Source organism: Sphingomonas sp. Leaf257 (assembly GCF_001422185.1).
GTDB lineage: Bacteria > Pseudomonadota > Alphaproteobacteria > Sphingomonadales > Sphingomonadaceae > Sphingomonas > Sphingomonas yabuuchiae.
The window spans coordinates 311,381-331,899 of sequence record NZ_LMMH01000032.1 but is presented as its reverse complement, the minus strand read 5'-3'; the positions used below and the strand labels follow the sequence as shown (position 1 = coordinate 331,899).

General features: G+C 67.3%; 19 protein-coding genes. 9 read left to right on the top strand and 10 right to left on the bottom strand.

Features of this window, described 5'->3' with window-relative positions:
* The first annotated feature begins 113 nt into the window (after positions 1–113).
* Together ASF14_RS14450 and ASF14_RS14445 are read left to right on the top strand one after the other, a co-directional pair.
* Positions 114–3,566 (top strand): glycoside hydrolase family 2, encoded by a 3,453-nt coding sequence (locus tag ASF14_RS14450; protein WP_056436320.1) that lies wholly within the window; start codon positions 114–116, stop codon positions 3,564–3,566.
* Entirely contained in the window at positions 3,563–4,321 is a 759-nt protein-coding gene (locus tag ASF14_RS14445; RefSeq protein WP_056436317.1) for an SGNH/GDSL hydrolase family protein, read from the top strand. Before ASF14_RS14450 ends, ASF14_RS14445 begins: the two co-directional genes overlap by 4 nt.
* On the opposite strand, the gene ASF14_RS14440 is transcribed toward ASF14_RS14445, so the two are convergent.
* Together ASF14_RS14440 and ASF14_RS14435 are read right to left on the bottom strand one after the other, a co-directional pair.
* Positions 4,300–4,713, bottom strand: coding sequence for a PaaI family thioesterase (locus ASF14_RS14440; RefSeq protein WP_236697083.1), 414 nt, complete (start codon positions 4,711–4,713; stop codon positions 4,300–4,302). The genes ASF14_RS14445 and ASF14_RS14440 overlap by 22 nt on opposite strands.
* A complete protein-coding gene (locus tag ASF14_RS14435; RefSeq protein ID WP_236697082.1) occupies positions 4,710–5,120 on the bottom strand; it encodes a PaaI family thioesterase in 411 nt (136 codons plus the stop codon). Before ASF14_RS14435 ends, ASF14_RS14440 begins: the two co-directional genes overlap by 4 nt.
* A 60-nt stretch (positions 5,121–5,180) precedes the next feature.
* Here ASF14_RS14435 and ASF14_RS14430 point away from each other — a divergent pair, with 60 nt between their 5' ends.
* A complete protein-coding gene (locus tag ASF14_RS14430) occupies positions 5,181–5,963 on the top strand; it encodes a crotonase/enoyl-CoA hydratase family protein (RefSeq protein WP_056436476.1) in 783 nt (260 codons plus the stop codon).
* 208 nt (positions 5,964–6,171) lie between these two features.
* On the opposite strand, the gene ASF14_RS14425 is transcribed toward ASF14_RS14430, so the two are convergent.
* Positions 6,172–6,627, bottom strand: coding sequence for a peptidylprolyl isomerase (locus ASF14_RS14425; protein ID WP_056436311.1), 456 nt, complete (start codon positions 6,625–6,627; stop codon positions 6,172–6,174).
* A gap of 117 nt (positions 6,628–6,744) precedes the next feature.
* On the opposite strand from ASF14_RS14425, the gene mgtE reads away from it, so the two are divergent.
* On the top strand, positions 6,745–8,172 hold the full coding sequence (mgtE, locus tag ASF14_RS14420) for a magnesium transporter (RefSeq protein ID WP_056436308.1): 1,428 nt from the start codon (positions 6,745–6,747) through the stop codon (positions 8,170–8,172).
* A 125-nt stretch (positions 8,173–8,297) separates the two neighbouring features.
* Here mgtE and ASF14_RS14415 read toward each other — a convergent pair whose 3' ends face one another.
* Positions 8,298–9,128, bottom strand: coding sequence for an inositol monophosphatase family protein (locus ASF14_RS14415; protein WP_056436473.1), 831 nt, complete (start codon positions 9,126–9,128; stop codon positions 8,298–8,300).
* Positions 9,129–9,222: 94 nt separating this feature from the next.
* Here ASF14_RS14415 and ASF14_RS14410 point away from each other — a divergent pair, with 94 nt between their 5' ends.
* Both ASF14_RS14410 and ASF14_RS14405 read left to right on the top strand, forming a co-directional pair.
* Positions 9,223–9,756 (top strand): peroxiredoxin, encoded by a 534-nt coding sequence (locus tag ASF14_RS14410; protein WP_056436306.1) that lies wholly within the window; start codon positions 9,223–9,225, stop codon positions 9,754–9,756.
* 66 nt (positions 9,757–9,822) lie between these two features.
* On the top strand, positions 9,823–10,866 hold the full coding sequence (locus ASF14_RS14405) for a GGDEF domain-containing protein (protein ID WP_076714253.1): 1,044 nt from the start codon (positions 9,823–9,825) through the stop codon (positions 10,864–10,866).
* A gap of 359 nt (positions 10,867–11,225) precedes the next feature.
* Here ASF14_RS14405 and ASF14_RS14400 read toward each other — a convergent pair whose 3' ends face one another.
* Together ASF14_RS14400 and ASF14_RS14395 are read right to left on the bottom strand one after the other, a co-directional pair.
* On the bottom strand, positions 11,226–11,846 hold the full coding sequence (locus tag ASF14_RS14400) for a YbhB/YbcL family Raf kinase inhibitor-like protein (protein ID WP_056436300.1): 621 nt from the start codon (positions 11,844–11,846) through the stop codon (positions 11,226–11,228).
* 11 nt (positions 11,847–11,857) lie between these two features.
* On the bottom strand, positions 11,858–12,880 hold the full coding sequence (locus ASF14_RS14395) for a DUF1176 domain-containing protein (RefSeq protein WP_168371537.1): 1,023 nt from the start codon (positions 12,878–12,880) through the stop codon (positions 11,858–11,860).
* 137 nt (positions 12,881–13,017) lie between these two features.
* On the opposite strand from ASF14_RS14395, the gene ASF14_RS14390 reads away from it, so the two are divergent.
* Positions 13,018–13,887, top strand: a complete 870-nt coding sequence (locus ASF14_RS14390; protein ID WP_056436294.1) for a 3-hydroxybutyryl-CoA dehydrogenase — start codon at positions 13,018–13,020, stop codon at positions 13,885–13,887.
* 151 nt (positions 13,888–14,038) lie between these two features.
* Here the strand turns inward: ASF14_RS14390 and ASF14_RS14385 are convergent, their stop codons facing one another.
* From ASF14_RS14385 to ASF14_RS14375, 4 genes are all read right to left on the bottom strand, one after another.
* Positions 14,039–15,352, bottom strand: a complete 1,314-nt coding sequence (locus ASF14_RS14385) for a carbohydrate porin (protein WP_056436291.1) — start codon at positions 15,350–15,352, stop codon at positions 14,039–14,041.
* Positions 15,353–15,367: 15 nt separating this feature from the next.
* Complete coding sequence (locus ASF14_RS21595; protein ID WP_156361204.1) at positions 15,368–15,514, bottom strand: hypothetical protein; 147 nt, start codon at positions 15,512–15,514, stop codon at positions 15,368–15,370.
* Positions 15,515–15,892: 378 nt separating this feature from the next.
* Complete coding sequence (locus ASF14_RS14380) at positions 15,893–17,152, bottom strand: NupC/NupG family nucleoside CNT transporter (RefSeq protein WP_056436288.1); 1,260 nt, start codon at positions 17,150–17,152, stop codon at positions 15,893–15,895.
* A 253-nt stretch (positions 17,153–17,405) separates the two neighbouring features.
* A complete protein-coding gene (locus ASF14_RS14375; protein ID WP_056436287.1) occupies positions 17,406–19,523 on the bottom strand; it encodes an AsmA family protein in 2,118 nt (705 codons plus the stop codon).
* 178 nt (positions 19,524–19,701) lie between these two features.
* Between ASF14_RS14375 and rpmI the strand changes: the two genes are divergently transcribed.
* Positions 19,702–19,905 (top strand): 50S ribosomal protein L35, encoded by a 204-nt coding sequence (gene rpmI / locus ASF14_RS14370; RefSeq protein WP_007406658.1) that lies wholly within the window; start codon positions 19,702–19,704, stop codon positions 19,903–19,905.
* Between the two features lie 21 nt (positions 19,906–19,926).
* Positions 19,927–20,292: a 50S ribosomal protein L20 gene (gene rplT / locus ASF14_RS14365; RefSeq protein WP_042488147.1), complete on the top strand. Its 366-nt coding sequence runs from the start codon at positions 19,927–19,929 to the stop codon at positions 20,290–20,292.
* Positions 20,293–20,519: the final 227 nt, after the last annotated feature.

Genomic DNA, 20,519 nt, shown 5'->3' with positions numbered 1-20,519 from the left:
CTCCGTCACGCTTTGCGCGACACCTCCCCTTGCAGGGGAGGAATGGGTACAGCGCCCTTTGACTTTAGGGCTTTTCATTTGCTTTATCCCGCGACGATTCAAAAGGAGCAGGCATGAGCGTGGCGGCGGCAAGAGCGATGGGGGCTCTGGCATCAGTGACGGCGCTGGTCTGGGGCATGGCCGCTGCGGCGCAGACGGCTCCGGTACAGAATCCGCCGCCCGCCACACCTTTGGGTCCGATCAACGCCGATCTGCCGCCCGGTGGCGATTCCTACGCCCGTGCCATCGTCACGTCGCCGGTCACCGCGCCCAACTGGACGCTGTCCGCCTGGGTCCAGCCGCGCAGCGTGATGGGCAAGGGCACGACGATGCTGATCGGTGGCTTCGGCAACCCCACCGGGGGGCCGCGCCGCTATCTGGCGCTGGTCGACGGCCAGCCCGCGCTCGTCACCGAGGCGGGGGTGGTCCAGGGCGGCGGCGATGCCGACCGCAACAAATGGACCTATATCGCCGCCAGCTATGACGGAAAGATCGTCCGGCTGTTCGTGAACGGTCGGCAGGTGGTGCAGCGCGGCCTGTCGCTGGCGCCCGTGACCGGCGTCGCGACGCTGGCGCCGCGCAGCTATCAGCCCGTCTTTGCGGGCAAGATCGTCGATTTCCGCATGGTGCGCGAGGCGGTCGACCCGCTGACCATCCGCGTCGCCGCCCGGCGCGCGCCCGATCCGGCGAAGATCGCGCTCCAGACCGGCAGCCCCAGCTGGCCCTATCAGACCCGCCAGATGCAGGGGCAGACGGCACCGCAGGACGCCTGGACCCTGCCCCAGTCCAAGGCCCCGATCCCGACCGGCGGCACGGCCAAGCCCGAATCCAAGGTGCCCGCGCTCGTCTCCACCGCCACCGGCCAATGGGCGGTGAATGGCTGGCGGCTGATCGAGGCGGCCAAGGTCGGTCCCGGCGGCGCGGACCTGTCGCAGGGCAATTTCGACGCGAGCAAATGGTATGCCGCGACCGTGCCCGGCACCGTGCTGACGACGCTGGTCGATCGCGGCGTCTATCCCGATCCGGCGGTCGGGCTGAACAACCTGTCGATCCCCGAGACGCTGGCGCGGCAGGATTACTGGTATCGCACCGAGTTCGACACGCCCGCCGAGGCCGTGGGGCGGACGATGTGGCTGACCTTCAACGGGGTGAGCTATTCTGCCGAGGTCTGGGTCAACGGCCGGATGGCGGGCACGATGAAGGGCGCCTTCATCCGTGGCCGCTTCCCCGTGACGCTGGCCGCCGGGCGTAACGCCATCGCGGTGCGGGTGTCGCCGCCGCCGCATTCCGGCCTCGCGCATGAGGAATCGATGACGGCGGGCGTGGGCGAGAATGGCGGCGTCCAGATGCTCGACGGCCCGACCTTCGTCGCGACCGAGGGGTGGGACTGGATCCCCTCGGTCCGCGACCGGAACACCGGGCTGTGGCAGGGCGTGACGCTAGCCGCGACCGGCCCGGCGGTGATCGGCGACCCGCAGGTGGTGACGACCCTGCCCAAGCCCGATAATTCGGTCGCCGATGTCGAGATCGCGGTGCCCGTCACCAACAACGGCCAGGCGCCGGTGACGACGACGGTGCGCGCGGTGTTCGACGATGTGGTGGTCGAAAAGCCGGTGACGGTCGCGCCGGGCCAGACGATCCGCGCCGTCCTGTCGCCGAGCGAATTCCCGCAGCTGTCGGTCAAGAACCCGCGTCTGTGGTGGCCCAATGGCTATGGCGACCCGGCGCTGCACGATCTGGCGCTGACGGCGGCGGTCGATGGCGCGCTGTCCGACTCCAAGGGCCTGCGCTTCGGGATGCGGCAGGTGACCTATGACCTGTCGCTGTTCGACGGTGACGGCGATCTGGAGCGGGTGACGCTGGACCTCAACCGGGTGCGCGGCGGACCGAAGGTGGTGGACACCAGCCATGCGGGCATCCGCAAGACGGGCAATGGCTGGGCGATGAGCTTCATGCCCGGCGGCGACCAGTCGGCGGCGGTAGCCAAGGTCACCGACGATCCGCGCCTCGCCCCCTATATGACCTTGCGGGTCAACGGCGTGCGGATCGCGGCGCGCGGCGGCAATATCGGCATGGACGATTTCATGAAGCGCGTCGACCGCGCGCATCTGGAGCCGTTCTTCCGCCTGCACCGCGACGCGCATCTCAACATCGTGCGCAACTGGGTGGGGCAGAATACCGAGGAGAGCTTCTTCGACCTGGCCGACGAATATGGCCTGATGGTCCTGTCCGACTTCTGGGAGTCGACCCAGGATTACAATATGGAGGCCGAGGACCCGCAACTGTTCCTCGCCAATGCGGCCGACGTGGTGCGCCGCTATCGCAACCATCCCTCGATCGTCGCCTGGTTCGGCCGCAACGAAGGCGTGCCGCAGCCGATCCTGAATAATGGGCTAGACACGCTGCTGCGTACCGAGGACGGGACGCGGCTCTATATGCCCTCGTCCAACGCGGTGAACCTCCAGGGCTCCGGCCCCTATAATTGGCGGCCGCCGGTCGAATATTTCACCACCCATGCCAAGGGCTTCTCGGTCGAGGTCGGCACGCCCTCGCTGCCGACGCTGGAATCGTGGAAGCGGACCATCCCTGCCGAGGCGGATCGCTGGCCGATCGGCGATGTCTGGGCCTATCACGACTGGCACCAGACCGGGAACGGCGCGGTGAAGACCTATATGGACGTGCTCGAACGCCGCTTCGGCCCCGCCACCGGGCTGGAGGATTTCGAGCGCAAGGCGCAGATGATGGAGTATGAATCCTATCGCGCCATCTTCGAGGGGATGAATGCCGGGCTCTGGACCGAGAATTCGGGACGGATGCTGTGGATGACCCAGCCCGCCTGGCCGTCCTCGGCCTGGCAGATTTTCTCGTCCGACTATGACACGCATGCCGCCTTCTACGGCGTGAAGAAGGCGGCCGAGCCGATCCATGTCCAGATGAACCTGCCCGACCACCGCGTCGTGCTGGTCAACAACACCCGCGACGCGCTGAAGGGCGTACAGGTGCGCGCGAAGGTCGTCGGGCTGGATGGCCGGACCGAGAGCGAGCAGGAGGCGAAGATCGTCGCGGGTGCCGAGGGGGTCACGCCAGCGCTGAACCTCGACCTCGCGCCCGCGATGAAGCGCGGGCCGGTGCTGGTCCGGCTGGAGGCGAGCGATGCGGGCGGGCAGCTGCTGTCGACCAACAGCTATTGGGAAGCGGCGGACGATACGGGCTACCGCGCGCTGACCGGCATGGCCGCCGCCCCCGTCACCGCGACCGCGACGACGCAAGCGCAAGGCGAGGAGACGCTCGCCAGCGTCACCCTGACCAATGGCGGCACCGTCCCCGCGATCGAGACCAAGCTGACCGTGATGAATGCCGACGGCAGTCAGGTGCTGCCCGCCTATTTCAGCGACAATTACGTCACCCTGATGCCCGGAGAGACCCGCGTGATCGAGATTCGCTACCCCACGGCCAAGGCGGACAAGCCGATGGTGAATGTGCGCGGCTGGAACGTCACCGCGACCGCCACGGACCTGCGCCCGTGAGCCGGGTAATCCTGACCGCGCTCGCTGCGCTGACCCTCGCTGCACCCGCCGCTGCGCAGACCGCGGCGAAGGAAACGGATGCACAGCGCTGGACCCGCGAATGGGAGGAGCGGTTGCACAACGACTTCGCCTATCTGGCGCGCTACCGTAGTGACAATGCCAAGCTGTCCGCGCCGGTGGCGGGGCAGCCGCGCATCGTCTTCATGGGCGATTCGATCACCGAGGGCTGGGTCGGCAAGATGCCGCAATTCTTCACCCCCGGTCGGATCGGACGCGGGATCAGCGGGCAGACGACCTCGCAGATGCTGCTCCGCTTCCGTCAGGACGTGATCGACCTGCATCCGGCGGTGGTGCAGATCATGGCGGGCACCAACGACATTGCGGGCAATACCGGCCCGACGACCAACGCGCAGGTTCAGGGCAATATCATGTCGATGGTCGAGCTGGCCCAGGCCAACGGCATCCGCGTGATCCTGGCCTCGATCCCGCCCGCCGATCATTTCGAGTGGAAGCCGGGCCTGGCCACCGCACCGCGCATCGCGACGCTGAATGCCTGGTTGAAGACCTATGCCAAGCAGATCGGCGCGACCTATGCCGATTACTGGTCGGTCCTGCATGTCGGGGACGCGCTGAACCCGGCCTATGGCACCGACGGGGTGCATCCCAATGCGCAAGGCTATGCCGCCATGGCGCCGGTCGCCGATGCCGCGATCAAGCATGCGCTTGCGAAAGCTCAGCCGCGCAGGATGCGGTAATTCAACCGCGCGGTCGCGATCGGCTTTTCGCGGTCCTCCTGCCAGGCGGTCACCTCGACATTGGCGGTCCGCTGGCCGAGGCGCAGGATGGTGCCGACCGCGCGGGTCGGATGGTCGCGACCGGTACGCAGATAATCGGTCGTGACCGTCACCGGCTTGATCCGCGTCGACCCCTCGTTCGACAGGCGGTGGGTCAGCGCGGCGATGCCCGCCACCTCCAGCAGCCCGGCGATCGCGCCGCCCTGTAACAGGCCGGGCCAGCCCATCACATGCTCGCCGAACGGCATGATCAGCTGCGGCAGCCCGTCGACCCATTCGATCGAACAGCCCAGCCATTCCGCATAAGGGGGCAGCACCATCGCCTGCCCGATGCCGGTGCGGGGGGCGCTCATGCGGTCATGCCGATAAAGGTGCCCGCGACATGCGCGACCGGATCGTCGGGGTCGCCGTCATGCGCGATGCCCCGGACAAAGGCGATGCTGCGGGTGAGGCGATAACACTCCCCGCGCCCGATCACGGTGCGTTCGGGGACGGCGGGGCGGAGATAATCGACCCGCAGGTCCAGCGTCACATGCGGCTCGAACGCGCCGCGCTTCAGCCAGACGGCGACGCTGGTCGCCATGTCCATCATCGCGACGATCGGCCCGGAGGCGATGACGCCGCTGGTCGGATCGCCGATCAGCCGTGCATCGTAGGGCAGCGCCAGCTCCGCCCAGTCTTCCCCGTGCGCGCGGTACGCGATGCCCAGATGCTGGCCATGCCCGCCGCCCAGGCCGCCCATCGCGACGAAGCGTTCCATGTCGAACCCCATGATGCGATGCTCTACACGAGCCACGCGCTGGCGCAAAAGGAGAGAGATATGGACGGCCGGGTGACGATCGCGGTGACGGACGGCGTGGCCGATGTCCGCCTGGCGCGCGGGGAAAAGCTGAACGCCATCGACGGCAAGATGTTCGACGCGCTGGCCGAGGCGATCGCCGCGCTGTCGTCACGGGCCGAGCTGCGCGCGGTGGTGCTGTCGGGCGAGGGGGAGGGGTTCTGCTCCGGCCTCGACATGGCGGCGATGGCGGGCGGCGAGCTGGCGGGGCTGGACCTGGCGGCACGCAGCCATGGCCCGGCCAATCTGGTGCAGCAGGTCGCGTGGGGCTGGCGGACGCTGCCGGTGCCGGTGATTGCGGCGGTTCACGGCGTGGTGTTCGGCGGCGCGACCCAGATCATGGCGGGAGCCGATATCAGGCTGGCCCATCCCGCCACCCGCTTTGCGATTCGCGAGCTGCATTGGGGCATCGTCCCCGACATGGGCGGCTTTGCGCTGTGGGACGGGGTGCGCCAGGATGTGCTTCGCGAATGGGTCTATACCGCGCGCGAATTCGACGCGGCCGAAGCGGTGGCGGCGGGGTTCGTGATGCGGCTGGTGGAGGACCCGCGCGCCGAGGCGCTGGCGCTGGCGCGGAAGATCGCCGGGCGAAGCCCCGATGCGGTGCGCAGCGCCAAGCGGTTGTTCGGTGCGATGGGCAGCGAACCGGCGGCGATGCTGGCGATGGAGAGCGCCGAGCAGCTGGCGCTGATGCAAGGGGTGAACCACCGGGAAGCAGTCGTGGCGAACATGGAGCGGCGCTCGCCCAAATTCCGTGACGTTTGAGGGGGCTTCTCGCCCTCCCGCTACGATAGCCCCTCCCGCAGGCGGGAGGGGTTGGGGAGGGCGAGGTGTCTCACAGAGACGGTCTCCCGTGGCTTTCCCTCCCCCATCCCCTCCCGCTTGCGGGAGGGGCGTGCTTGGGGCAGTCGGCAGGGCCAAACAAAAAGGGGGAGCCTCTTGCGAGACTCCCCCCTTCATCCGGCTCGCGAAATTACTCCGCGGTCGCCTTCAAAATCTTGCCCGGATTGCGGGGCGGCTCGCCCTTCGGCAGCGCGTCGACATGCTCCATGCCGCTCTCGACCTGGCCCCAGACCGTGTACTGGCGGTCGAGGAAGCGGGCGTCGTCGAAGCAGATGAAGAACTGCGAATTGGCCGAGTTCGGATCGTTGGTCCGCGCCATCGAGCAGGTACCGCGCACGTGCGGCTCGGCGTTGAACTCCTGCTTCAGGTTGGGCTTGTCCGAACCCGACATGCCGGTGCCGGTGGGGTCGCCGCCCTGCGCCATGAAGCCGGGGATCACGCGGTGGAACACGACGCCGTCGTAAAAGCCTTCATTGGCGAGGCCGCCGATGCGCGCGACATGCTCGGGCGCCAGGTCGGGGCGCAGCGTGATCACGACATCGCCGCTCTCGAGCGTCAGGGTCAGCTTGGAAAAAGTCTCGGCCATAAGGGGTCTTCCTTGGTTGATGCCCCGCAGGTAGGCATTCCCGTGCCCGCTGGCAAATGCCGCCGTCGCAGTTTAGAGGCGTGACACAGCGTTCATGATCGATCGAGGGAGGCCGAGATCAGCGACACCGAACTCCCCGAACTCGAAACCGAGACGCGCCTTCCAGAAAATCTGGCGCCCGAAACCCAGCTGGACGAAGACGACCGGCTGAAGCCCGAATATGTGACGGCCGTGCTCGACGCGCTGGAGGCGGGCGACGACGAGGGCGCGCGTGCGCTGGTCGAGCCGCTCCACCCCGCCGACATCGCCGACCTGTTCGAGCTGGTCGGGGACGAGGAGCGCGTCAATCTGGCGCGCGCGGTCGCGGACCTGCTGAACGGCGACGTCTTCGCCGAAATGAACGACTATGTGCGCGAGCAGCTGATCCAGGCGCTCGAACCGCATGAAGTCGCCGATATCGCTTCCGAACTCGACACCGACGACGCGGTCGCCATCATCGAGGACATGGACGAGGACGAGCAGCGCGCGGTCTTGCGCGCGCTCGACCCGGACGACCGCGCCGCGATCGAGGAAGCCTTGTCCTTCCCCGAGGAGTCCGCCGGCCGCCTGATGCAGCGCGAGCTGATCGCGGTGCCCGAACATTGGACGGTGGCCGAGACGATCCAGTTCCTGCGCGACGACGAGGAACTGACCACCGATTTCTGGGAAATCTTCGTCGTCGATCCGGGGCACCGCCCGATCGGCACCTGCCAGCTCTCCTGGATCCTGCGCGCGCCGGGGCAGATCGTGATCGGCGACGTGATGAAGCGCGAACAGACCCTGATCCCGGTCGACATGGACCAGGAAGAAGTCGCGCTGCGCTTCCAGAAATATGCGCTGATCTCGGCCGCGGTGGTCGATGGCAGCGGGCGGCTGGTCGGCATGATCACCGTCGACGATATCGTCCACATCATCCAGCAGGAGGCGGGCGAGGACGTGCTGCGCCTGTCGGGCGCGGGCGAAGGCGACATCAACGAGCCGATCCTGGACAGCTACAAGAGCCGCGTCCGCTGGCTGCTCGCCAACCTGATCACCGCGATGGTCGCCTCCTCGGTGATCGCCGCGTTCGAGGGGACGATCGCGCGGATGGTGGCGCTCGCCACGCTGATGCCGATCGTCGCGGGCGTGGGCGGCAATGCGGGCACGCAGACGCTGGCGGTGACGGTGCGCGCGCTGGCGACCAACCAGCTGACCCGGTCCAACACCGCGCGTGCGATCATGCGCGAGATTCGCGTGGCGATGATGAACGGCGTGACCGTCGCGGCGGTGATCGGGGTGGGGGTGAGCCTGGTCTTCGGCAACCCGGCGCTGGGCATGGTGATCGCGGTGGCGATGATGACCAATATCCTGGTCGCGGGGCTGGCGGGCGTGCTGGTGCCGGTGACGCTCGATCGCTTCGATGCCGATCCTGCGGTCGCGTCCTCGGTGTTCGTGACGATGACGACCGATTCGATCGGGTTCCTGGCGTTTCTGGGCCTGGCCACGGCGGCAGGCCTGACCGGCTAAGCTGTTCCTCCCCTGCAAGGGGAGGTGGCAGGGCGAAGCCCTGACGGAGGGGTGTCACGCTCTCGATAGGGGTGACACCCCTCCACCATGCTGCGCATGGTCCCCCTCCCCTTACAGGGGAGGAATTAATGATCGTGATCGTGGTGGTGGTCATGCCCGTGCGGCACGTTGCGCAGCGCCTCCAGCACTTCGTCGGTGCGCGCGGGGTCGCCGATCGCCAGCACATGGCCCGCGCTGTCGGCGGTCAGCGGGTCGCCGTTCCAGTCGCACATCCGCCCGCCCGCGCCCTCGACCACCGGGACCAGCGCGGCGAAGTCGTGCAGCTTCAGCCCCGATTCGCACACCAGATCGATATGGCCGCTCGCCAGCAGGCCGTAATTGTAACAGTCGCCGCCATAGACCGGCCCCTGGCGCGGCGACTGGCCGCTGACCGCGGCGACCAGCGCCATGAAATGCGGCACGTCTTCGTCGTCGAACAGATGCGGGCTGGTCGTCGCGATGGTCGCGCCGTCCAGATCGCGACAGGCGCGGGTGCGCGTCGGCTGCCCGTTGAACAGGGTCGGCCGCCCCGCCACGCCCAGCCAGCGCTCGCGCGCGATCGGCTGGTCGATGATGCCCAGCACCGGCCAGCCATTGTCGACCAGCGCGATCAGCGTGCCGAAGATCGGCCGCCCGACGGTGAAGCTGCGCGTGCCGTCGATGGGATCGAGCACCCATTGGCGCCCCGTCACGCCGTCCTTGACGCCATATTCCTCGCCATGAATGCCGTCGCCCGAACGCTCCGCCTCCAGGATACGGCGCATCGCCGCCTCCGCCTCGCGATCGGCCAGCGTCACGGGCGAGCGGTCCTCCTTGATTTCCAGCCCCATTTCGGTGCGGAAATAGGGGCGGATGGCGGCTCCGGCAGCATCGGCAAGACGAAGGGCCAGCTTAATATCGTCGGCGTGTACGGACATATTAACCCGGATAGGATAGGACTGCGCGATCAGCAATGGACGCCATGATCGCGACGGGATAGGCGTTAACTATCTTAATATAAGGAATGGAGCGATGAGGGCAGTATTGGGCGTTCTCCTGGCAATGGCAGCGGTACCGGCCGCAGCGGCCCTGCGTCCCGGTGCCCCGGCTCCCGACTTCACCACGCGCGGCGCGGTGGCGGGCAAGGTCTTCACGCTGCACCTCAAGGAACAGCTGCGCCACGGTCCGGTCGTCCTGTATTTCTTCCCCGCCGCCTTCACGAGTGGATGCAGCGCCGAGGCACGCGCCTTTGCCGAGAAGATCGACGCCTTTCGCGCGGCCGGTGCGCGCGTGATCGGCATGTCGGCCGACCCGGTCGACAAGCTCGCCGCCTTTTCCAAGGCCGAATGCGCGGGCAAGTTCCCGGTCGCCAGTGCTGGTCCCGCGATCGTCAAGGGCTATGACGTCGCGCTCGGTCGTCAGATCGAGGGTCGCGATATCACCTCGCGCACCAGCTATGTCATCGGTCGTGATGGCCGCGTCGTCTTCGTCCATGACGACATGAACCCCTCCGAGCATGTCGCCACGACGCTGGCGGCGGTACGCGAACTGCAAAATCGTCGCTGACAGGCACGTGTCATGGGGCTTTACAGGGGATGGGGCGAAACGGCGGATGCGGAGCCGCGGCGAGCCATGACGACGCCTGCCAGTTTGTATGAGCGTATCGGCAAGTTTCTGGAGGACCACCGGCTTTCCCCCGATCCGGCGCATTACGCCTTTGTCCATGCGATCCTGACCAATCCCAAAGGCAGCCTGGCGCGCGCGGTCGCGTCGCTGATCGATGGCGGCGTCCGCCTACACCAAGACGATATCGTCCGGCTGGGTGGTCCGGTGGGGGCGTCGCGTCCCATGCCCGAACCGGATGCGGCCGAGCCGGCCGCCCGCGAATCGGCGGCCGACCGGGTCGCACCGCCCGAGGCGGAGGCGCGGTCGGACGCGCTGGCCGAGCAGACCGAGAATCAGGTCACGGCATTCATGTCGGTGATGCGCACCTTCCAGGAGGATACCTCGGCCTTCGGGGCCAATCTGGCGCGCAACGTGGCGGAGATGAACCGCGAAGAGATCGACCTGCCGACGCTGGCGACGCTGACCGGCGAGATGCTGGAGCGGATCCACGCGACCGAACAGCGGTTGGAGCAGGCGACGGCGGAGGCCGACACGCTGCGCGAGAAGCTGGCCGAGGCGCGGGCGACGGCGCGACGCGACCCGCTGACCGGGCTGGCCAACCGGTTGGCCTTTTCCGAGGCGCTGGGACAGTGTTTCCAGGTGTCGGACAGTTGCCATCTGGCGCTGTGCGACGTCGACCGGTTCAAGCGGATCAACGACGATCTGGGCCACGCCACGGGCGACCGGGTGCTGCATTCGATCGGCAAGATCCTGGCCGAGGAATGCCAGGGGCATCTTGTCTGCCGTCATGGCGGTGAGGAATTTGCCATCCTGATGTCCGGCCTGACCGCCAGGCAAGCGGCGGCGTTGGTCGAACGGGCGCGCGATGCGGTGCGCAATCGCCGGATGCGCGTACGCGAGACGGGCGAGCCGGTCGGCGAAGTCACTTTCTCCGCCGGGATCACCGCGCTGAACCCCGAGGATACGCAGGAGACGCTGTTCGCGCGGGCCGATGCGCTTTTGTATCGTGCGAAAAAGGAAGGCCGCGACCGCGCCTGCAACGACGCCTGATTTTCCGCCATCCGATGGCGGAAAATCCCGTCGGATCGTGGCGGAATTTCCCAAGGTCAAAAACGGATTTCCGGGAAACCACGGAAATCCGCCATTTTTAAAACTGGCACGCTCTCTGCAATGTCCCTGGTATCGCCGGTCGGATGGTCCAACCGGCAGATATCTCAGGGAGTTTCACCATGTTCGCTTCGTTCCAGACCCGCCAGGTTCTCGTCTCGGTCCTCGGCGCTTTCGTCTTCGCCGGTCTCGCCATCACCAGCGCCGCACCGATCTTTCCGATCGCCTGAGCGTGATCGTGCCTTACCCCTTTGGCGGCCGGGCCATGCCATTCTGACACCCGGCCGTCCTTCTTTCCCCTATCAGGCGACCGCGCCTGCACCCACCGGGCCGACCGGCGCTTCCTCCTCGCGCGAATAGGTGCCCGTCAGCACCCCGGCGGCCAGCACATGCCCCGCCATCGCCTCGACCATCGCACCGCGACCCGGCGTCTGTCCGCCGATATCGACCACGGCATCCAGCGCAAACAGCTGGAAGACATAACGATGTTCGCCATGCCCGCGCGGCGGATCGGGCGGCAGCCAGCCCTCGCTCAAATAGGAATTGCGCCCGACATCGCCCCCTTCGGGCGTGCCCACGCCATCCGCGACGATCGCGCCCTCGGCCAGTTCCCCGTCACGGGGCGGCAGGTTCCAGACGATGGCGTGGACCAGCGGCTGCGGCGTCGGGGCGTCGGCATCCTCGACGATCAGCGCCAGCATCGCCGTGCCCTCGGGCGGGTCGTTCCAATAGAGCGGCGGGGACACGCCTTCGCCATCGGCGGTGAAGCGTTCGGGCAGCCGCGCCATATCGCCAAAGGCCGGGCTATGCAGCGGCATTGCGGCGGGCGGTGCCAGTTCGGGTCGGACGACCGCGATCGACTCCACCCCGGCGCGCCAGCCGCTCATCGCCTTGCCCAGCCAGCCGGGCAGATGTTCGAGCATCCTTGTCTCCTCTATCGCGGCTTCACGGGAACGGCCCGCGTGCGCCAGACGGTCAGCGTATCGATCGCACCCCGGCATTCGGTCATCTGCTCTGCATGAAGCAGGCGGAAACGGGTGCCGTCCCAGCCGAATTGCTGCGCATCGCCGCAATCGCCCAGCCCCCGGCCCTTGCCCCAGCTCGACAGGCGGCCGTCGCGCGACCAGTCGACATTGACCAGGATTTCGGGCTGGCCGGGTTCGGGCGTCTCGCCGAAATGATAGGCGAAGTCGAAGCTGGCGGGGCTCAACCGCCCGTCGCGCCAGATCAGCGGCTTCACCAGATAATTATAGGCGCCCGCGCCGCAGGACATCAGCACCAGCGTGCTGCGCCGGTCGAGCCGGTGCGCGTCGGCGCTGAACGGGCTGCCATCGTCGATCACGCAGCGATAGCGTCGCCGCGCCTCGCCGATCGCGGTGGCAGGGATGGCGGGGGCGGCGCCGGGCGGCGGGGTGACGATCTGCACCATGGGCAGCGCGGGTGTGGCACCACGATAGCGTTTCGTGCCGCGGGCGATCAGCGCGGAGGTCGTGCCCACACGTCCCTGCCGGTCGTCCATATAGCGAAAGGCGGCCGATGCGCCCGCCAGTGCAAGGGGGTGCGTGGTCGGTGTCAGCAGCGTTGCGCGTCGGCCCCTGGCGATGGCGGCGACAAGTGCGCTGGCGGAAGCGCCCTGCCACTCGCCCTCGCCGTCACGGTCCAGCGGGGTCGAGGCGATGGTCCGGCCGTCGACCCGGACGCTCGCCGTCTTCGCCTTGCCGGTCAGGTCGCGGATACGCACCGTCACCCGGCCGCCGCCGTCGCGCGCGACGATCAGGCCGACATCCTGCAGCATCGATTCCCCGGCCGCCAGCGACGCCGCCTCGCAGGCCCGGCCATTGTCGCAGGCGACGATCCAGTCGCGGAACAGCGTCGGCTTGCCCGGCCTGGGCGTGTCCGGCGTGGTCGCCGCGCTCGCCGCCGTTGCGGCCAGTGCTACGCTCACGGCAAGGCTCATGCGAATCATACCCGATCAACCCCTTTGCTGGCGATCCCGTTCCGAACCGGATAGGGCGCGTTGCAACAGGCTTTGTGGCAGAGATACGGGCCGGAAGAACAGGCCGGAAAGCAGGCCAAAGGAACAGGAGAGTGTCGATGAAGTCAGTGGGCGTGATCGGAGCCGGTCAGATGGGCGCAGGTATTGCGCAGGTCTCGGCGGCGGCGGGCTATGCGGTGAAGCTGGCGGACGTCTCGGCCGAACGCGCCGAGGCGGGCAAGGCGGGCATCGCCAAGGCGCTCGACCGGCTGGTGACCAAGGAAAAGACGACGCGCGAGGACGCCGACGCACTGCTCGGCCGAATCGAGCCGGTCGGCAGCCTGTCCGCCATGGCGGATTGCGAGTTGGTGATCGAGGCTGCGACCGAGCGCGAGGCCATCAAGCGGGCGATCTTCGAGGAGGTCGGCAAGGTCATGTCCGACACCGCGATCCTGGCGACCAACACCTCGTCCATCCCGATAACCCGGCTGGCGCAGGCGGCCCCCGATGCGGGCCGCTTCGTCGGGGTGCACTTCTTCAATCCGGTGCCGGTGATGGGCCTGATCGAGCTGATCCGCGGCCTCGCCACCTCGGACGAGACGGTCGCCAAGGTCGAGGCTTTCGCGCAGGAGCTGGGCAAGCGCGTGGTCCACGCCAATGACGCGCCGGGCTTCATCGTCAACCGCGTGCTGATGCCGATGATCAACGAGGCGATCTTCGCGCTGGGCGAGGGCGTGGCGACGATCCCCGATATCGATGCGGCGTGCCAGCTGGGGCTGAACCATCCGATGGGTCCGCTGACGCTCGCCGATTTCATCGGGCTGGACACCTGCCTGGAGATCACCCGCGTGCTGTTCGAGGGCACCGGCGATCCCAAATTCCGGCCCGCGCCGCTGTTGATCAAATATGTCGAAGCGGGCTGGTATGGCCGGAAGACCAGGCGGGGCTTCTATGATTATTCGGGTGCGGAGCCGGTGCCGACGCGGTAAAAATCATTCCTCCCCTAGAAGGGGAGGTGGCAGGCCGAAGGCGCCTCGAAAAGCAGCAAGGTCTCGGACGAGGTTGTTGTCATACGCGAGGTTCCGACTGTCCTGGCGCCGATGAAGCGATCGAAACTCCCCTTGCAGGGGAGGAAGAGCTTTAGAAAGCGCCGTGCACCCGTAGCGCGAACACTTCCGCAGGCCCGCGATCGCGGTTATACCCCGGATTTTCCACATATTGCGCGTCCAGCGTCACCGCGAGCGTGCGGGTGAGCGCGACGTCGTAATAGGCCTCGGCAATCTCCTCCGCGCCCGCATTGGGCAGCTTGCCGTCGCCGACCAGCACGCCCAGCCCGCCCGCCGCCAGATAGCGGCGATGCTCGGCCGAAATCCCGTTGGCGATCAGCGCCAGCCCGACCCGATCCTGCGCCCGGCCCCAGCCTTTGCCGTTCAGCGACCCGCCGATCTGTGCCGTCCGGTCGATATCGGTGAAGTCATAGGGCTCGATCGACCCATCACTCACCCCGACCCGCGCGAACAGGCCCAGCGTATCGGTCAGCGCCTGGTCCATGTTCATATAGCCGCCGACCCGCGTCATCCGCCGCCGGGTGACGGACGGATCGACCGCACCGCCCGTCGTGGCGGCATAGGCCAGCGCCTCGTCGAAGCGGCTGAAATTGCCCCGGTTGCGGAAAAACCCGAAGCGCACCGATCCGGGCCGCCCGGCGAGCCTGTGGCGATGCTCGACCTCGGCATCGAGCTGATACTGGCCGAAGCCATGTTCCAGCCGCTCGCCATTGGGGACGGTCGACAGGTTGAACAGCCCGGTGCGTAAGCTCCAGTCGCCGCGATAGAGTTCTGCGGCGATGCCCGTGGTATAACCCCAGGCGTCGGCCGCATAATCGAAGCTGCCGGTATCGACCGCCGACCAGTTGAGGAAATCGCCGCGCGGGTCATGAGCATAGGGGTTGGTGTCGAACACGTCGCCGACCCCGAACTTGCCGATGGTCAGCACGACCCGGTCGACGCTGCGCGATCCGCCCAACTGGTTGGCGACGCCCGCCACCGCCTCGCGCGGGCCGCCAAGCCCGAAGGTCTGGCGGAAAAAGGCGCGTTGCAGCCGGAAATAGGGTTCGCTCTTGCCGACCTTATAGGCCTCGGCGCTTGGGAAGCCCGCGACGCCCAGCGTGTTGGACAGACCGAAACCCTGGTCGATCTCGGGATTTACCCACAGTTCGCCGCCCTTCCAGGCGCGGGCGCCGATAAAGGCGGTGACGTCGGTTGTCTCCTTCAGCTGACGTGGAGTCAGGCTGTTCGCGCCGGTATAGGGTGAGGCAAAGCCGCCGACCCCTTGCGCGACGAGTGTGGCCTGGCCGTGGATCGCGAAATCCTCCGGCTGGCTGTCCTGCGCAAACGCGGCGCGCGCGACGAGGAACAGGCCGCACAGCGCGGCCCGCGAAACGATACGGATCATGACGTTTTTCCCGGATCAGGCCGACGGGCGGGTGCGACGCATGGCTTGGGGCCGGGTGGATGCAACGGCGCGGAGCAGCCGGGCGCGCTCGCGCGGGACGCTGGCCATCACGGTGGCGAGGGAATGGGCGCGGACATGCGCGCGGAACAGGCTACGGGTCATGGCAGACCTCCTTCGGGTTCGTGTGGTCGAGCCCGGCGGAAGGTCGGCGAGGAACGGCTCTAGCGGGCCGACATCGTCGACCCCGTCAGGCCCGTCAGACGGTCGGCAAGAACGTGGACGCGAAAGCGTCTACTGTCCTCGTCGCCGGACAAGGGACTAGATCGGGGCATTGTGATCCTATGCGTGAGTCGGCCACGTCTGCGGTCGACAGGGCGCCCATAGCGTGCGTGGTTTAGGGATCAACCCCGTAAAGGTGATATTCCTCCCCTGTAAGGGGAGGGCACCAGCGAAGCTGGTGGAGGGGTGTCCCGCTCTCGATAGGGGTGACACCCCTCCGTCAGGGCTTCGCCCTGCCACCTCCCCTTCCAGGGGAGGAGTTTATGCGATCAGCAGACCGGCCAGCGCCGCCGACATCAGATTGGCCAGGCTTCCCGCGATCAGCGCGCGGATGCCGAGGCGGGCGATGGTCGGGCGCTGATTGGGGGCGAGGCTGCCCGTCACCGCCATCTGAATCGCGATCGACGAGAAATTGGCGAAACCGCACAGCGCGAAGGTGATGACCGCGACGGTGCGCGGCGACAGCTGCGCGGCCTGCTTGCCCAGGTCGATATAGGCGACGAACTCGTTGAGCACGATCTTCTCGCCGAACAGGCCGCCCGCAATGCCCGCTTCCTTCCACGGCACGTTGAGCAGCGCCATGATCGGCTGGAACACATACCCCAGCAACGCCTGGAAGCTCAGCCCCGGAATACCGATCAGATTGCCCAACCCGCCGAGCAGCCCGTTCGCCAGCGCGACCAGCGCGACAAAGGCCAGCACCATCGCGCCGACCGCGACGGCCAGCTTCACGCCGGTCTGCGCACCCTGCGCCGCCGCCATGATGATATTGGCGGGCTTTTCCTCGTCGTGCGTGGCTTCGGCCAGCGCGATCTTCTCGTCCTCGATCACATCGCCCAGCGGCAGCTGCCCGGCGGGCGGCTCCATGCGGTCGGGCATGATGATCTTGGCCATCAGGATGCCGCCGGGCGCCGCCATGAAGCTGGCCGCGAGCAGATATTCGATCGAGATGCCCATCGAGGCATAGGCCGCCAGGATCGTACCCGCCACGCCCGCCATGCCGCTGGTCATCACGGTGAACAGCTGCGCCGGGGTGAGCCCGGCCAGATAGGGGCGGATGACCAGCGGCGATTCGGACTGGCCGACGAAGACGTTGGCGGCGGCACAGAGCGACTCCACCTTCGACACGCCGATCACCTTCTCGATCGCACCGCCCAGCCAGCGCACGACCAGCTGCATGATCCCCAGATAATAGAGGATCGAGACGAGCGCGGCGAAGAAGATGATGACCGGCAGCGCCTGGATCGCGAAGTTGCGGCCGAGCGGATCGGACGCCAGCGCGCCGAACAGGAACTTGGTCCCCTCATTCGCATAGCCGAGCAGCCCGGCGACCCCGCCCGACAGCCATTGCAGCACCCGCTTGCCCCACGGCACATAGAGGACGAGGATCGCGATCCCCGCCTGCAACGCAAAGGCCGCGCCGACGACGCGCGGGCGGATCGCCCGGCGGTCGGTGGACAGGGCAACGGCGATGCCCAGAATGACGAGAATGCCGGCGATACCGATGGCGAAACGATTCATGCGCGCTGCTTAACTATCCCACTTGGGGCGATGAGACCATGACGCGGCCCCCCGGCTGCGCGGGGGCCGATCATAAGCAAGGTGCGGGGGGACCGCCATAGTTTTGATCGCGGGGGGATTTCGATCCTCCCCGGTACGGGGAGGGGGACCAGCCGCAGGCTGGTGGAGGGGGGGCTTCCACGAAGCGAGCCCTTTGGTGCACGCCTCCTCCACCACCGCTTCGCGGCGGTCCCCCTCCCCGTGCCGGGGAGGATCAGAAGATGCCGAGGAATTTCTTGCGCTGGGCCTTGGCCTCGCCCGGATTGCCTTTTCCGTCCTCGGCCTTGGCGGTGGTGCCGCGTCCGACATCGTCGCGTGGAGCGCCCTTGGTGGTCCGCTGCGCACTCGCCCGCGCACCCGCCAGCACCGGGCCGCAGGCTGCCGCCTTCGCGTCGCCGACATCGACGAAGGCCAGCACGCCCGCCAGCGGTGTGGCCACCACCGCCAGCCCCAAGCCCGCGCCCGCCCGCGCCAACAGGCTGCCGCTGATCGGATCGATGCCGGGATGTGCGAAGCTGCCGGTGATGCCGACCGGCGACTGGCCGGAAAATAGGCTGAAGGTCTTGGCATCGGCGCGCACCGCCATGTCGAGCGCTTCGTTGCGGAAGCTGAACCCGCCGCGACCGGTGATGACGTTCTTCGACGTGTCGATCAGGATCGGGTCCGCCGCCGCCACGCCGCCGCGCACGGTGAAGGCGATCAGGCCGCAATTGATGCGTACCGGCTCCTTCAGTTCCTTCTCGAACATCTTCTGGACGAAGGTGCCGATGTCGAGCTCGGCGAGCTGCGCATTCTTGGTCCACAGCGAGCCCGCAGGCAGGATGAAGGCCATCCGCCCGTTCGCGCTGGCGAGCGAGTCGTGGATGGTGTCGCCGCGCCCGGTCAGCTGGACCCGGCCCTTGACCGTGCCGGTCGTCCCGGCCTCCGCCACGCCCCAGCCCGCCAGCAACCGCCCCAGCGGGGTCGGCGACAGGCGGATGTCGTAGCGGACGAGGCTGGGCCGCTGGCGTGTGTCGAACAGCAGGTCGGACGCCACGTCGCCGCGCGCCATGGCGAAGCGCAGCGGCGACAGGGTCAGCTTGCCGCGATCCAGCGCCAGCGTCAGGTCGACGTTCGAGATCGGCACGCGGCGCGATCGCACGGTGCGGATCGTCCATTTCAGATCGGCATCGAAGCGCTGCATCGTCGCCACCGGCAGCGCCGCGTCCGGCAGCAGCCGCTGCGGCCCGACCCCGGTCGCCGCGGCGGCGGCCTCCGCGCCCTTGGTCGCGACGATATCGGGATTATAGCCGATGAAGGGCGCGGCATCGATGATGTCGAGCTTCTCGGTCGTCAGCGTCGACTCGAGGTGCAGCCGCTCGCCATGCGTGACGGTCAGCTTGCCCGCCAGGTCGCTGTCGCCGAAATTGCCCTTCATCCTGGTGAAGCGATAGACGTCGCCGTCCTTCACCAGCTGCGCATGCAGGTCATAGGTGCGGGTACGCGGGATGACGACGCCGATGACCTCGAGCAGGGTGGACAGGTCCTTGCCGCGCGCGCGGGTGCGAAGCGGCACATTCTCGACATCGGCGATGGAGGGGAGGGTGCCGGTGACATCGACGATGTTGCCCGCCGCGCGCATCCGCGCGACCAGTTCGTTCTTGCCGCGATTGGCGGTGGCGTCGGGCGAGAGCAATTGCGCGTTGAGCAGGAACGGGGTCTCGCGGATCACGCCCTTGCCGCGCACGCCGACCGCCCGGCCGATGCGGGCGTCCTTCGACCGGAAATCGGCCAGCGCCAGGTCCGCCGTCACCTGCATCCGGGGGTCGCGGTAACGGATCGTCGTGCCGTTCACCACGGCCACGTCGATGCGCGGAAACTCCAGCCGCTTGCCGCCCTTCTTGTCGCTGAAGGTCCATGTGTTGGTACGGTGGTCGGGCGTCCATTCCAGATCGACCGCGCCATTGGTCAGCTCCAGCCAGGTGAAGCGCCGCCTGCCGAACAGCAGCGACAGCGGGGCGATGCGCGAATCGATCCGGTCGGCCGTGAACAGGTTTGGCCGGGTCGCCCAGCCGGGGTTGGAGACGGCGATCTTCTCGGCGACGAACTTGATCCGCCACGGCGCGAAATAGAGCTGGAAGTCGCCGCCCACGCTGACGGTCCGATGGGTCAGCTGGCCCGCGATCGACTCGAAGGGGTGGCGCAGGAACCGCCCCTTGGTGACGAACAGCACCAGCCAGATCGCGGCGATGACGGTGACAAGGCCGATGGCGATGCGAATCGCCCAAACACGCCACCCGGGCCGGGCAGCGGTCGAACGCGCGGGATTGTCGGCCGCAGGCGCCTGATCCATGGCCATCCCAAGCGCGCAAGCGAGGCGCTGGTTCCCTTTGGGGTTCCCAATGGGCGATCGGTTGCATTCTTCCCCCGCTTCGTCTATGCGGCCCGCTTCCCGAGCGAGGTGTCACGAACGGCCCGGCCATCAGGGCTGCCGCGGCCGTTTCTGCCTTAGCTCTAGCGAAAGGAAAAAAATGCCCAAGCTCAAGACCAAGAGCGGCGTCAAGAAGCGCTTCAAGCTCACCGCGACCGGCAAGCTCAAGCACGGCGTCGCCGGCAAGCGCCACCGCCTGATCAGCCATAACGGCAAGTATATCCGCCAGAACCGCGGCACCTCGGTCCTGTCCGATGCCGACACCAAGACCGTGAAGGCCTGGGCGCCTTACGGCCTGAACTGATTTCTGGAAGGATAGAGAGATATGGCACGCGTCAAGCGGGGCACGACCACCAAGGCGAAGCATAAGCGGATTTTGGATCAGGCGAAGGGCTATTATGGCCGTCGCAAGAACACCATCCGTATCGCTCGCCAGGCCGTCGAAAAGGCCGGTCAGTATGCGTATCGCGACCGTAAGGTTAAGAAGCGGACCTTCCGTGGTCTGTGGATCCAGCGCATCAACGCCGGCGTCCGGGCCGAGGGCCTGACCTATTCGCAGTTCATGCACGGCCTGAAGCTGGCGGGCGTCGAACTGGACCGGAAGGTCTTGGCCGATATCGCCATGCATGAGGGCGAGGCCTTCAAGGCGATCGTCGCTCAGGCGAAGGCCGCTCTGCCGCAGGCCGCGTAATTCGCGACTGACGGACTAGCGCCGGAAATCAGGAAAGGGCGTCGGTGGGTTTCCACCGGCGCCCTTTTTCTGTGGCGTGCATATGGCTTTCTCACCCCCATGTTATCCACAGAGTCATTAGGTCGGTCATGAAGACGCGGCTCCACCTGCNATATGCGGGGCTTCATGGCGGACATGGGGTCGATGCGGGCCGAATTGTCGCGCGGACTGGCCGATGCGGCGCCCCT